The organism is Pseudomonas sp. GM50 (genome assembly GCF_000282375.1).
Lineage (GTDB): Bacteria > Pseudomonadota > Gammaproteobacteria > Pseudomonadales > Pseudomonadaceae > Aquipseudomonas.
On sequence record NZ_AKJK01000001.1, the window covers coordinates 37604 to 51229 of the forward strand.

Genomic DNA, 13626 nt, shown 5'->3' on the forward strand with positions numbered 1-13626 from the left:
CTGCGCCGGGCACACTTTTTATGTTCGCAGGAGATCAATGTGGGAGCGAGCCTGCTCGCGATGGGATTCAGGCAGCGCCGGAGATATTTTTGGGCAGACGCCGATCAATGACTTGATAGAGGGCACTACTTTCAGGCCAATTACGCATGAATCGAGCCCGATCCCGCGCGTACGCCGGGGCAAAGCTACTGAGCGAACCATGCTGACACATCGAATCCAGATCGATCAGCGCCCAGCGATCCTGCTGCCAGAACAGGTTATGGCCCTTGAAATCGCCATGGCTGATCCGCTCGCGAATCAGCTCGGCGAACAGGTGATCCAGAGCCTGCAGCTCGGCTTGCGGCGCTTCGCCGCTTTCCACGTACGGCGCAAATCGCTCGATGATGTCCGGCCCCGGCAAATACTCGGTCACCAGGTACGCCCGGCTGCGCAGCCAGAGAAAACGCTTCTCCAGTAACGCCAGCGGCTTGGGCGTGGCGATGCCCAGGAACGCCAGGCGATTGCCTTCACGCCATGAGTGCCAGGCGCGGCTCGGGCGCCAGAAACGTTTGAGCCAATGGGCAAAGCCTTTGATGTTGTAGCGTTTGACCACCAATGTACGACCAGCTACCTCGACCTTGCCGACGCTCGCCGCGCCGCCGGTCTTGTACAGATGGCCTTGATCGAGCAAGGCATCGGCCTGCTCCAGCACCGGCAACATCGCTGTCTCTTCCTCGCGGCGAATCGCCCGCAAGCCGAACGCTCCGCGCTGGACGCTGAATAGCGTGCATTCGCGGCCAACCTTGATCAGGAAATCCTTCAAACGCCAGCGACGGACCTTGTCGATCTGCTTCTGCAACGCTTCCATGGGCAAGGCATGCTCGCCGTTTCCCAGCAGGTAATACACCAGTAATTCTTCGGTGAAGGGTTCCAGCGATTTGGGTAACTGGGCGAAAAACACCCCGAGGTTTTCCAGGACTTTGTGCTGTGACAGTGGCTTGCCAGCCGTCTCGGCACAGATCCCGGCGCCATCGATCAAATACAACTGACCGCCATGGCGCAACAGGTTGTCCAGGTGCAAGTCTTCCTGCCACAGGCCTTTGCTGTGCAATTGCCCAATGGCGCCCAAGGCCTCGGCCAGCACCGCTGATTGCTCATCCGCCAGCACTGGCAAGTGTTCAACCTGTTTCCAGGCGTCCCCCAGGCTCTCGGCGCCTTCAAGGAAATCGAACAACAACCAGCCGCCTTCGCCGTCCTTCAGGCCATCAGCCAATAACAACGGCGTGGTCAGCCCCTGAGCGGCGAGCAAACGCACGCCGTCCAGTTCACGCTGAAAATGCCGCGCCGCTTTACCGCCGACCAGCAATTTGGCCAACACCGGCCGGCCGCGCCAGACCCCGGCACCAACGTAACGCTGCCCCGGCAACACCCGCAGCAGACTCAGCAGCTGTAACTCCGCAGCCCCCGCGGCATCGGCCAGTGGAATGCTCAGTGGCAGACTCGGGCTGCGACCGGCGTTTTTCAGTTCGGACAAACGCATCAACGCGTCTCCTTGTGACTGCGCCGCGCACTCAGGCGCGATACCCAGTGGTCCACCAGCGAACTGTTCAATGGTTGATCCAGATAAACCGCCAACAACTCGCGCAGCTGACTTTCGCTCCATTCCGGTGCCCGACGCAGCAACGGCTCCAGATCCTTGACCCGATCACGTTGGCCGAACAACAGCGGGCGGGTTTTTTCCAGGTCGATCAACTGAGCCTGATAGCCGTCGCCGGTGGCCTGGAGAAAAATGTGTTTGGGGTAGAAACAACCGTGGATTTGTCGCACAGCGTGCAGGCGTCGCGCCAGTTGTCCACAGGCCTTGAGAATGGCCGAGTGCTGCGCTGCGCTCAAATCCGACCAGCGCTGCAATAGCGAATCCAGGTCATCCCAGCCGTCCAGCGCGCGGGTCAGCAGAATCGCCCGGACTTCGCCATCGACTTTGCGCTCACCGAAGAACGCTGCCTGCAGCGCCGGAATACCCAGTTTCTGATAAAGACTGATGTTACGAAACTCACGGGCAAAACTCGGCTCGCCAAAGGGCGAATGCCACGTGCGCGTCAGATAGTTGCTTTGGCGCTTGAGGTAGTAGCCATGACCTTCCAGATCCAGCCGAAACACACTGCTCCAGCCACCTCGACCGGTGTTGGGTTCGTCCACCGCGTCGAGTTGTTTGGCCCACAGCGCATCGAAGGTGCCGAGGCCATGACGCTCAAGCAGCGCACGGTCTTCAGCAGCCAGAAAATCAGTCATTCGCGTCCCTCGAAAAATCTCACCACGTGCCGAATCCGTTTCTTGTCGGCGGCATTGAGCCGGGTGCATTGGCGGTATTGCAGGTAGAAGCGCAGGCGCTGGGTGGCCGACAGGTGATGCTTGGCGACCTTGTCGAGACAGGCCAGATCCTTGGTGATCCGGTACTTGAGCCAGAAGCCGCTCCAGAAATCACCGTTGGGGCAATCGATCAGAAACAATTTAGCCTCATCGTCGATCAGCAGGTTGCGCCACTTCAAATCGTTATGGGTGAAACGGTGGTCGTGCATGGTCCGGGTATAACCCGCCAGCTGTCGACTGATGCTGTCGACCCAAGCGCGATCTGCCAGTTTCGGATCATGCCGGTCAGCCAGGGCCGACAAGTCTTCGGTATGCGGCAGTTCGCGTGTGATCATCGCTCCACGGTTGTATGCCGCGCCGCGCCGCTCCAGCCCCCAGGCCACTACTTCGGCGGTGGGAATGCCCCATTTGGCGAAACGCTTGAGGTTCTGCCATTCAGCTTTCACCCGCGGCTTGCCCAGGTAACGGCGCAGGCCTTTGCCGGCGCCGACGTAGCGCTTGACGTAATAGTTGACGCCATTGCGCTCGACGCGAATGACCTCGGACAGTGGATCGCGGGTCAGTTGTTCGCCCTTGAGCGCGAACACCGCGTCAAGACTGCCGAAGTCTTCTGCCAGATCGCTGTAAGCAGGTTCCAGTGTCCAACCCGACATCAGAGCGCATCCCCGTATCGCTGCTTACGCTCGTAGAGCTTGTTGGCCTTGCCTTCGAGCCATGCCAACAGTCCCGCTTCTTCGGCCAGAATCTGGCGCAGCGGCTGTTGGAAGTACCCCTTGAGGAAACGCAGTTTGTCGCGACGGGTCAGGCCGATGTCCAGCGCCGAAAAATACAGCGCCGCCAGGTCCTTGTTGCGCCAGCGTTGGGTAATCGTCGGACGGGTCTGAGCCCGGTGCAGATCGATCACCGACAGCTTGAAATCATCAAAGGTCACCGGCTTGTCGGTGTGCAGCAGGAAGTGGCAGATGTAGCAGTCGCGGTGGTTGACCCCGGCGCGGTGCATCATGCCGGTCATGCGCGCGACTTCGGCGATCAAGGCGCGCTTGAGTTTTGGCTCGGGCGGCTGCTTGACCCAGTCGATGCTGAAATCTTCGAGGCTGACGGTGGGCGCCAGCTCTTGCGTGACGATGAACGAATGCTGGTCCGCCGGATTGCTGCCTTTTTCGCCGTAAGCGACGGCGGTCATGGTCGGTACGCCGACTTCTTGCAGGCGCTGAATAGCCTTCCATTCCTGGCCCGCGCCAAGCACTGGCAGCTTGGCGGTCAGCAGGTTCTTGAAAATCTCACCCCAGCCAATGCCACGGTGGATCTTCACGAAAAATCCGTGGCCGTCCACTTCAGTGCGCAGTGTCCGGCGCGCTTCAAGCTCGCGGTACACCTCGCCCTTGAGGCCCTCGACTTCAGCAAACGGATCGCGCCCGGCCCAGAGGCTCTTGAACGGTTCAGCCAGCATCAACTTCATTAAGCGTGCTCCGCCAGAATCACATCGGCCGCGTGCTGCGGCATGCTGTAGAGGTCAGCCGTCTCGGCGAAGGCCAGACCGTTGCGGCTCCAGGCCGCCCGTGCATCTGGATCGTTCAACATGCCGGTCAGGTATTGAGTCAGTTGGGCTTGATCGAAGGGCTCATCCAACACCAGGCCCGCATCGGCCTCGGCGATGTAATGGGCGTACCCACACACCGCGCTCACCAGCACCGGCAAGCCGGCCACCAGAGCTTCAAGCAATACTGTCCCGGTGTTTTCGTTGTACGCCGGGTGAATCAACAGATCGGCACCGAGCAGGAAACGCGGGATATCGCTGCGACCCTTGAGGAACGTCACGTTGTCGCCCAGGCCCAAAGTGGCGCTCTGCAGCTGGAATACTTTGGGGTCGTCCTGACCAATTACAAACAGCCGGGTGCGTTTTTTCAGTTCGGCGGGCAGCGCGGCCAGCGCCTTGAGGCTGCGGTCCACGCCTTTGGTCTTGAACCCGGAGCCGATCTGCACCAGCAGCAAATCGTCATCCTTGAGGTTGAACTCTTGACGAAACTCAGCGCGAATCTGGGCCGCATTGGCCGGTGCGCGACGGTCCTGGGAGATACCCGGCGGCAGTAAATGGAAGCGCGCAAGCGGCGTGTCGTAATGCTTGATGAACAGCGGCTGCTGCACTTCGGAAATCATCAGCACTTCAGTTTTGGCATCCTTGGCGAACACCGCGCGCTCGTACTCGGCGAAGTGCCGGTAGCGGCCCCAGCGACGGTACAGCGAGTTGCGCAGGTTTTGCGCCTTGTCTTCGAAGCAGCCGTCGGCGGCGTAGTAAACGTCCAGGCCCGGCATTTTGTTGAAACCGATCAGGCGATCCACCGGACGCTTGGCCAGATCGGCCTCCATCCACTCGGTGAGTTTTTCGTTGCGCCGATGATTGAAGAACGCCTTGACCGGCGCCACCAGCACTTCGAAACCCGGCGGAACATCGCCTTCCCAGATCAGTGTGTAGACGCGAATCTGATGGCCGCGCTGCTGGCATTCGAGGGCGATGCGCATGAAGTCGCGCTGTAAGCCCCCAAACGGAAAATACTTGTACAGGACAAATGCCAATTGCATCAGCGCAGCTCCTCAGCCAGTAACAACGTGCTCAGTCGGCTCGCGACACGCTCGGGATTCAGACGCGTGAAGCACAGGGGCCACTCGCGTTTCAGGTCGAACCGACGGGCATCGTCGGCCGTCGGTTGATAGGTGCATTTCTTTTGCAGGCACGGCGCGCAGGGAAAGTCGCTGGCCATGTGAATCTGCGACTTGCCATACGCGCCGGTCAGGCCCGGGTTGGTCGGGCCGAACAGCGACAGGGTCGGCACGTCCAGCGCCGCGGCCAGGTGACCGAGACCGGTGTCCACCGCTACGCAGGCTTGCGCTCCGGCCAGGACTTTGCCGACACCCGCCAGATTCAGCTTGGGCAGCACTTCGACGTGACGCATGTCTTTGGCGATGCGCTCGGCACGGGCCTTTTCGACTGGATTACCCCACGGCAGCTTCACCGCCACACCGAGGTAACCCACCCGCTCGGCCAACTCACGCCAATAGGCTTCGGGCCAGTGCTTGGTGTCCCACGTGGTGCCATGAAGAAACACCACGTACGGATTCTTGCGCGGCAACTCCACCAGTCGCTCGACGTTCAGGCCATAGTCGCCCAGCCCTTTAGGCAGGTCGTAACCCAGTGCGACCGCGAACAGCTGACGCACTCGCTCTACCGCGTGCTGCCCACGGGCCACGGCCAGACGTCGGGAGTAGAACCGCGCGGCGATGGGTTCGCGAGCCGAATTTTTGTCCAGCCCGGCCACCGGGGCTTTGACGTAGCGAGTCAGCAACGCGCTTTTCAGCAGGCCCTGGGCATCGATCACCAAGTCATATTTGGTCGCGCGAAGGCTTTGTTTGAAGCGCTTCCACTCCCCACTCTTGATGGTCTGCCAGATGTTCTTGCGCCAGCGACGGATCGCCACCGGAATCACCTTGCCCACGGCCGGGTGCCAGGTCGGAATCTCGGCGAAGCCTTCTTCCACCACCCAGTCGAACGTGATGCCGGGGATCGCCCGCGCCGCGTCGGTCAACGCTGGCAGCGCGTGAATCACGTCGCCCAGCGAAGAAGTCTTGATCAACAGTACCCGCAAACTATTTGACCTCGACCACAGTGCCCAGCAACCGCTGCAAGGCTTCGTTCACCGCTTTGGGCATGAGTTGGCGCAAGCAATCGTAATGACCGAATCGGCAGGTGCGATCGAAGCACGGACTGCATTCGATGCCCAGGCGCACGATTTCGACATGCTCGGCCAACGGCGGCGTAAAGCCCGGCGACGTCGAGCCGTACACCGCCACCAACGGGCGGTTCAGCGCGGCAGCCACGTGCATCAGGCCGGAGTCGTTGGAGACCACAGCATCGGCGCAAGACAGCAGATCGATGGCCTCGGCCAGAGACGTGTCGCCACTGAGGTTCACCGACTCTTCACGCAACCCCGGAATCAGCCGCGCACGGATGTCTTCGCCCACCGCATGATCGTTTTTCGAGCCGAACAGCCAGACCTGCCAGCCTTCACGGATCTTCGCTTCGGCGACCTTGGCGTAGTGCTCGGACGGCCAGCGCTTGGACTCGCCGAACTCGGCACCGGGACACAGCGCCAACACCGGACGGTCGAGGGCCAGACCGAACTTGGCCAGCGCGCCGTCGCGGGTCACCGGGTCGATCTGCAGGCTCGGCCGTGGATACGGCTTCGGCAACTCGACGCCGGGCTCAATGGCCAGGGCCATGAAGCGTTCGATCATCAGCGGGTAACGTTCTTTGTCGAGCGTGCGCACGTCATTGAGCAGACCGTAGCGGAATTCGCCACGCCAGCCGGTGCGTTTCGGGATACCGGCGAAAAATGGCACCAGCGCCGACTTCAAGGAATTGGGCAGCAGGATGGCCTGGTCGTACTGACCGGCCAGGGATTTACCGATGCGCCGACGCGTCGCCAGCTCCAGCACGCCGTGGCCGAGCGGGAAGCTCAAGGCCTGGCGCACTTCGGGCATGCGCTCGAGAATCGGCCGGCTCCACTCGGGGGCCAGCACGTCGATTTCGCACTGCGGGTGGCGCTGCTTGAGACACTGAAAAAGTGTCTGCGCCATCACCATGTCACCGACCCAACTGGGCCCAACGATCAGAATTTTCATGTGGTTTCCAAAAACGAGCCGGGGAGGCATACGCCTCCCCGCCTCGAGAATCCAGCACCTTCGGGGTGAACCGTCAGGTCATTTGGACGAGCCGATTGGGGCTCGTCGGATCAATTTTGTGCACATCCAGTGCGGTGCAGCTTAGCCAGTAAATCTCTTGGGCTGACTTGTTAATGTGGCGAGGGGGCTTGCCCCCGTTGGAGTGCGGAGCACTCCCAAAATCTTCAACCACTTACACATACTATCGAGTGTACTGCTCTGCGACTGCTTCGCAGTCGAACGGGGGCAAGCCCCCTCGCCACAGCAAGCTCCCTCGCCACAAAAACCCGCTCCCACATTTGAATCTCGTTGCCCGTTTCAGCTTAACCCCAGCTCGCGCCAGATCCGCATGACCTGCCGTCGTTCATCCACGAACTGGTCGCCCGGTATTACGCCGGCGTCCTTCTGCAAGGCCTCCCGGTGAGCGGCGGAGCGGTAGGCCTTATAGGCTTCACGCAACAGGCTGGCGTCTTCGGCGGGCATCAGCCCGACCTCCTCCAACCCTTCCAGAATGCGGATATTGTCGGTATAGCGCAGCAATGACGGATGCGCTTCAGACCATGCCAGAGCCGCGTATTGCACCATAAATTCAATATCGACGATACCTCCGGCGTCCTGCTTGAGATCGAACGGCGCCGTGGCCTCGAAGGCATTTGCCGCCGTGCCCGCCGCAGTGCTCTTGCTGCCCAGATTATCGCGCATCTTGGCGCGCATTTCGCTGACCTCCTGGCGCAAGGTCGGCAGGTCCCGTGGCTTGGCCAATACCGCCGCGCGAACCTTCTCGAATGCCTGGCCGACATCCTGACTGCCCACCAGCACTCGCGCCCGCACCAGCGCCTGATGCTCCCAGGTCCAGGCTTCGTTTTCCTGATACCGGGCAAACGCCCCCAGGGAACTCACCAGCAAACCGGACGCACCGGACGGCCGCAGGCGCATGTCCACTTCATACAACTGGCCGGAGTTGGTCTGCGCCGTCAGCAAATGAATGATGCGCTGCCCGAGCCGGGTAAAAAACTGCGCGCCATCGATAGGCTTCGGCCCGTCGGTTTCGGCCTGCGGATCGCCGTCGTGGATAAACACCAGATCCAGGTCCGAACTATGCCCCAGCTCCAGACCGCCGACTTTCCCGTAACCGACAATGATGAAGCCAGGGTCGCACAAGGTACCGTCAGTGCGCAGCGGTGAGCCGTACTTGGCCACGGTCTGTCGCCAAGCCAGGGCCAGCACTTGTTCGAGGATCGCTTCGGCGAGCCAGGTCAGGTAATCGCTGACCTTCATCAAAGGCAGGCTGCCGGCAATTTCCGAGGCGGCGACGCGCAAGCGGTGCGCCAGTTTGAAATGCCGCAGGGCTTCCATTTGTTGTTCGAGGTCATCTTCGGGAATCCGCGTCAGACGCTCGCGCAATTCGGCCGCCAGTTCCGGCGCCAGCGGTGGCTTGAACAGCCGGCCTTCGTTGAGCAGTTCGTCGAGCAGCAGCGGGAAGCGCGTGATCTGTTCGGCAATCCATGGGCTCGCGGCGCATAGCGTCAGCAAGCGGCGCAGGGCGCCTGGGTTCTCGGTCAGCAACACCAGATAGGCGGAGCGACGCGCCACGGCTTCCACCAGCGGCAGCACCCGCTCCAGCACCAGATCGGGGCTGGCATGCTCCACAGCCTGAGCCAGCAAGCGCGGAATAAAAGCATCGAGGCGTTCACGCCCCAGGCGCTGCATGGCGCGCAATTGCGGGCTGCCACGCAGAGCGGCCAAGGCTTTCAGGGCCTTGGAGGCGTCGGCAAAACCGCCCTCTTCCAACTGACGGCACGCGGCTTCCTCGTCCTGCGCCTCCTCCCACAGCGGCAGCCATTCCCCGCCGACCACCACTTCGCTCTCGGCGCCATTCTCTTCATCGGGATCGGCAATCACCTGAGCAAAGTGCCAGGCCACCCGGCCACGCCAGTACATCAGCTGTTCGTGGAATGCCGTCCAATTGGCAAACCCGAGCATAAAGGCAATGCGCGCCTGATCCTGTTCGCCATCCGGCAGCATCTGGGTCTGGCGGTCGGCAATCGCCTGGATCGCGTGTTCGGTGTAGCGCAGGAATTCGTAGGCTTCGCGCAACTCACTGACCACCGCTGGCGGCAGGTAACCCTGACCTTCGAGGGTGCTCAGTACTTTTAATAGAGGGCGCTGCTGCAGACTCAAGTCGCGGCCACCGTGAATCAACTGGAAGGCCTGAGCGATAAATTCGACTTCACGAATGCCGCCGGAACCCAGTTTGATATTGTCAGCCATACCCTTGCGCCGGACTTCCTGCTGGATCAGCTGCTTCATGGTGCGCAGCGCTTCGATGGCCGAGAAGTCCAGGTAACGCCGGTAAACGAACGGGCGCAGCATCTCTTGCAGTTGCGCGCCCGCCACTTGATCGCCGGCCACCACGCGCGACTTGATCATCGCGTAGCGTTCCCAGTCGCGGCCCTGATCCTGGTAATACTGCTCCAGTGCATTGAAGCTCAGCACCAGCGCGCCGGACGAACCGTAAGGCCGCAAGCGCATGTCGACGCGGAACACGAAACCGTCGACGGTCATCGGGTCCAGCGCCTTGATCAGGCGCTGGCCGAGACGAATGAAAAATTCCTGGTTATCCAGCGACCGTTTCACGCCGACGGTTTCGCCGCCCTCGGGGTAGGCGAAGATCAAGTCGATGTCCGACGACAGGTTCAGCTCCACGGCGCCGAGCTTGCCCATGCCGAGGATGACCATCTGTTGCGGCTCGCCGCTACGTCGCCCGGTGGGTGTACCGAACTGTTGGCAATGGCGCTGATACAACCACTGATAGGCCTGATCGATGCTGGCATCGGCCATGTCCGAGAGGTCGCGACAGGTCTGGATCAAATCGGCCTGGCGAGTCAGATCGCGCCAGATGATCCGCACTTGCTGGCGGGTGCGCTGGCGACGCAGGGCGCGGCCAAGTAGGTCGTCGGTTTCGGCTGCGCTCACCGCCGTCGCAATCTGTGCGCACAACTCGCCCGGGGCAAAGGCGCGGTCCAGCTCGCCGGACTGCACCAGCTCCAGCAACATCAAAGGGTCACGCACACTCTGTTCAATGACAAAGTCGCTGGCGGCGGTGACGCGGGCAAATTGCGCCCAGCGCTCAGGCGTCCAGGCAGACAGGCCATGATCATCGGCAAGTGCCGCGACGGCCGTACGGAACGACTGCTCGGCACGGGTGACAAATGGCTGGAGTACGCCGGGCAGTTCGGCAAGCGAAGGGAGGCTCATGGTCTATCCTTGATCGGCGTGTGAAGGGCTGCATGTAGTGATTCGTGAAAATGCGCTACCTGACCGACTGTCGAACAAAGGTTAGAAATAGCTGAAATTTGTTTATTTTTGGCAGCGATCATCAAGCCTTCACCTTTTTTGGTTGGCAAAAGACCAACCTTAACGATTATTCTCACAACGCAGCCGGAGGCCACAAGCCAATCTTCTGTAGTTTTACTACTCGTCTATACATTCGAAAGGCTGAAATGCCCGATGATTTGTAGTAAAACTACACGCCGCCGGAACAACCTATCGGCAATCCAAGAATTTATATCGTCTGCCCACAAGGCCAGTCGCAAACTCAGGCAACCGATTCTGGAAGCCTTTCCGCCCTGGAGCAAGCCATGCAAGACCTCGATCCCGTCGAAACCCAGGAATGGCTGGACGCCCTGGAATCGGTTCTCGACAAAGAAGGCGAAGACCGTGCTCACTATCTGATGACCCGTATGGGCGAACTCGCGACCCGTAGCGGCTCGCAGCTCCCTTACGCCATCACTACGCCGTACCGCAACACGATCCCCGTTACCCACGAAGCACGCATGCCTGGCGACCTGTTCATGGAACGCCGCATTCGCTCGTTGGTGCGCTGGAACGCGATGGCCATGGTAATGCGTACGAACCTGAAAGATTCTGACCTCGGCGGTCACATCTCCAGCTTCGCTTCCAGTGCGACCCTGTATGACATCGGCTTCAACTACTTCTTCCAGGCCCCGAGCGACGAGCACGGCGGCGACCTGATCTACTTCCAGGGCCACACCTCGCCAGGCGTCTACGCCCGTGCATTCATGGAAGGCCGCATCACCGAAGACCAGATGAACAACTTCCGCCAGGAAGTCGACGGTCAGGGCCTGTCGTCCTACCCGCACCCTTGGCTGATGCCTGACTTCTGGCAGTTCCCGACCGTATCCATGGGTCTGGGCCCGATCCAGGCGATCTACCAGGCTCGCTTCATGAAGTACCTGGAACACCGTGGCTTCATCCAGCCGGGCAAACAGAAAGTCTGGTGCTTCCTGGGTGACGGCGAGTGCGACGAGCCGGAATCCCTGGGCGCGATCTCGCTGGCTGGCCGCGAGAAGCTCGACAACCTGATCTTCGTCATCAACTGCAACCTGCAGCGCCTCGACGGCCCGGTTCGTGGCAACGGCAAGATCATCCAGGAACTCGAAGGCGTGTTCCGCGGTGCTCAGTGGAACGTGACCAAAGTCATCTGGGGCCGTTTCTGGGACCCACTGCTGGCCAAGGACGTCGACGGTATCCTGCAACGCCGCATGGACGAAGTCATCGACGGCGAGTACCAGAACTACAAAGCCAAAGACGGCGCGTTCGTGCGTGAACACTTCTTCAACACGCCAGAACTCAAGGCGATGGTTGCAGACTTGTCCGACGACGAGATCTGGAAACTCAACCGTGGCGGCCACGACCCGTACAAGGTCTACGCGGCGTACCACGAAGCGGTCAACCACAAAGAACAACCGACCGTCATCCTGGCCAAGACCATCAAGGGTTATGGCACCGGTGCCGGCGAAGCGAAAAACACCGCGCACAACACCAAGAAAGTCGACGTCGACAGCCTGAAGTTGTTCCGCGATCGTTTCGATATCCCGGTCAAAGACGACGAGCTCGAAAACCTGCCGTTCTTCAAACCGGAAGAAGGCAGCGCCGAAGCCCGTTACCTGAGCGAGCGTCGTACCGCACTGGGCGGCTTCGTGCCTCAGCGTCGCGCCAAGAGCTTCAACATTCCGACCCCGCCACTGGACACCCTCAAGGCGATCCTGGACGGCTCGGGCGACCGTGAAATTTCCACCACCATGGCCTTCGTGCGGATCCTCGCGCAACTGGTCAAGGACAAGGAAATCGGTCCACGCATCGTTCCGATCATCCCGGACGAAGCCCGTACCTTCGGTATGGAAGGCATGTTCCGTCAGTTGGGCATCTACTCGTCCGTCGGCCAGCTCTACGAGCCAGTCGATAAAGACCAGGTGATGTTCTACAAGGAAGACCAGAAAGGCCAGATCCTCGAAGAAGGCATCAACGAAGCGGGCGCCATGAGCTCCTTCATCGCTGCCGGTACCTCGTACTCCAGCCACAACCAGCCGATGCTGCCGTTCTACATCTTCTACTCGATGTTCGGCTTCCAGCGTATCGGCGACCTGGCCTGGGCCGCTGGCGACAGCCGCACCCGTGGCTTCCTGATCGGCGGTACCGCCGGCCGTACCACCCTGAACGGTGAAGGCCTGCAGCACGAAGACGGTCACAGCCACCTGCTGGCTGCCACCATCCCGAACTGCCGCACCTACGATCCAACCTACGGCTACGAGCTGGCGGTGATCATTCAGGACGGCATGAAGAAGATGACCGAAGAGCAACAGGACGTCTTCTACTACATCACCGTGATGAACGAGTCCTACCAGCAGCCAGCCATGCCGGCCGGTGCCGAAGAAGGCATCAAGAAAGGCATGTACCTGCTTGAGGAAGATACCCGCGAAGCGGCGCACCACGTTCAGCTGATGGGCTCCGGCACCATCCTGCGTGAAGTCCGTGAAGCGGCGAAGATCCTGCGTGAAGAGTTCAACGTCGGCGCTGACGTGTGGAGCGTTACCAGCTTCAACGAACTGCGTCGCGACGGCCTGGCCGTTGAGCGCACCAACCGTCTGCACCCGGGCCAGAAGCCTAAGCTGAGCTATGTGGAAGAGTGCCTGAACGGCCGTAAAGGTCCGGTCATCGCCTCTACCGACTACATGAAGCTGTTCGCTGAGCAAATTCGTCAGTGGGTCCCGTCCAAGGAATTCAAAGTCCTGGGCACCGATGGTTTCGGCCGCAGTGACAGCCGCAAGAAGCTGCGTCACTTCTTCGAAGTAGACCGTCATTTCGTGGTGTTGGCAGCCCTGGAAGCCTTGGCTGACCGTGGTGACATCGAACCTAAAGTGGTGGCTGAAGCCATCGCCAAGTTCGGTATCAACCCGGAAAAACGCAACCCACTGGACTGCTGAGGAGACACTCTGTGAGCGAACTCATTCGCGTACCTGACATCGGCAGCGGTGAAGGTGAAGTAATTGAACTGTTTGTGAAGGTCGGCGACCGTATCGAAGCCGATCAGAGCATCCTGACACTTGAGTCGGACAAGGCGAGCATGGAAGTGCCTGCGCCGAAGGCCGGTATCATCAAGAGCCTGAAAGTGAAGCTGGGCGATCGCCTGAAAGAAGGCGACGAACTGCTGGAGCTGGAAGTCGAAGGTGCCGCTGCTGCGGCCCCTGCGGCTGCCGC

General features: G+C 60.6%; 10 protein-coding genes. 2 read left to right on the top strand and 8 right to left on the bottom strand.

Translation table 11 applies throughout. The features are described 5' to 3' along the window. Positions 1 to 67 precede the first annotated feature (67 nt). From PMI30_RS29170 to glnE, 8 genes are all read right to left on the bottom strand, one after another. Entirely contained in the window at positions 68 to 1519 is a 1452-nt protein-coding gene (locus tag PMI30_RS29170) for a lipopolysaccharide kinase InaA family protein (protein WP_008004903.1), read from the bottom strand. Further along, positions 1519 to 2271, bottom strand: coding sequence for a lipopolysaccharide kinase InaA family protein (locus PMI30_RS29165; protein WP_008004905.1), 753 nt, complete (start codon positions 2269 to 2271; stop codon positions 1519 to 1521). The genes PMI30_RS29170 and PMI30_RS29165 overlap by 1 nt, the downstream gene beginning before the upstream one ends. After that, positions 2268 to 3002 carry a lipopolysaccharide kinase InaA family protein gene (locus tag PMI30_RS29160; protein WP_008004907.1) on the bottom strand — a complete coding sequence of 245 codons (735 nt, stop codon included), beginning with the start codon at positions 3000 to 3002 and terminating at the stop codon, positions 2268 to 2270. Before PMI30_RS29160 ends, PMI30_RS29165 begins: the two co-directional genes overlap by 4 nt. Then, positions 3002 to 3808: a lipopolysaccharide core heptose(I) kinase RfaP gene (gene rfaP, locus PMI30_RS29155; protein WP_008004909.1), complete on the bottom strand. Its 807-nt coding sequence runs from the start codon at positions 3806 to 3808 to the stop codon at positions 3002 to 3004. The genes PMI30_RS29160 and rfaP overlap by 1 nt, the downstream gene beginning before the upstream one ends. Then, the gene (locus PMI30_RS29150) at positions 3808 to 4929 is read right to left on the bottom strand and encodes a glycosyltransferase family 4 protein (protein ID WP_008004911.1); all 1122 of its coding nucleotides are present in this window, start codon (positions 4927 to 4929) and stop codon (positions 3808 to 3810) included. Before PMI30_RS29150 ends, rfaP begins: the two co-directional genes overlap by 1 nt. Continuing rightward, on the bottom strand, positions 4929 to 5990 hold the full coding sequence (gene waaC / locus PMI30_RS29145) for a lipopolysaccharide heptosyltransferase I (RefSeq protein ID WP_008004913.1): 1062 nt from the start codon (positions 5988 to 5990) through the stop codon (positions 4929 to 4931). The genes PMI30_RS29150 and waaC overlap by 1 nt, the downstream gene beginning before the upstream one ends. A gap of 1 nt (position 5991) precedes the next feature. After that, positions 5992 to 7026 (bottom strand): lipopolysaccharide heptosyltransferase II, encoded by a 1035-nt coding sequence (waaF, locus tag PMI30_RS29140; protein WP_008004915.1) that lies wholly within the window; start codon positions 7024 to 7026, stop codon positions 5992 to 5994. 357 nt (positions 7027 to 7383) lie between these two features. Then, on the bottom strand, positions 7384 to 10323 hold the full coding sequence (glnE, locus tag PMI30_RS29135; RefSeq protein WP_008004919.1) for a bifunctional [glutamate--ammonia ligase]-adenylyl-L-tyrosine phosphorylase/[glutamate--ammonia-ligase] adenylyltransferase: 2940 nt from the start codon (positions 10321 to 10323) through the stop codon (positions 7384 to 7386). Between the two features lie 383 nt (positions 10324 to 10706). Here glnE and aceE point away from each other — a divergent pair, with 383 nt between their 5' ends. Together aceE and PMI30_RS29125 are read left to right on the top strand one after the other, a co-directional pair. Further along, positions 10707 to 13352 (top strand): pyruvate dehydrogenase (acetyl-transferring), homodimeric type, encoded by a 2646-nt coding sequence (aceE, locus tag PMI30_RS29130; protein ID WP_007902527.1) that lies wholly within the window; start codon positions 10707 to 10709, stop codon positions 13350 to 13352. Positions 13353 to 13363: 11 nt separating this feature from the next. Beyond that, on the top strand, positions 13364 to 13626 hold a 263-nt coding region (locus PMI30_RS29125), incomplete at its 3' end, for an acetyl-CoA carboxylase biotin carboxyl carrier protein subunit (RefSeq protein ID WP_008004922.1).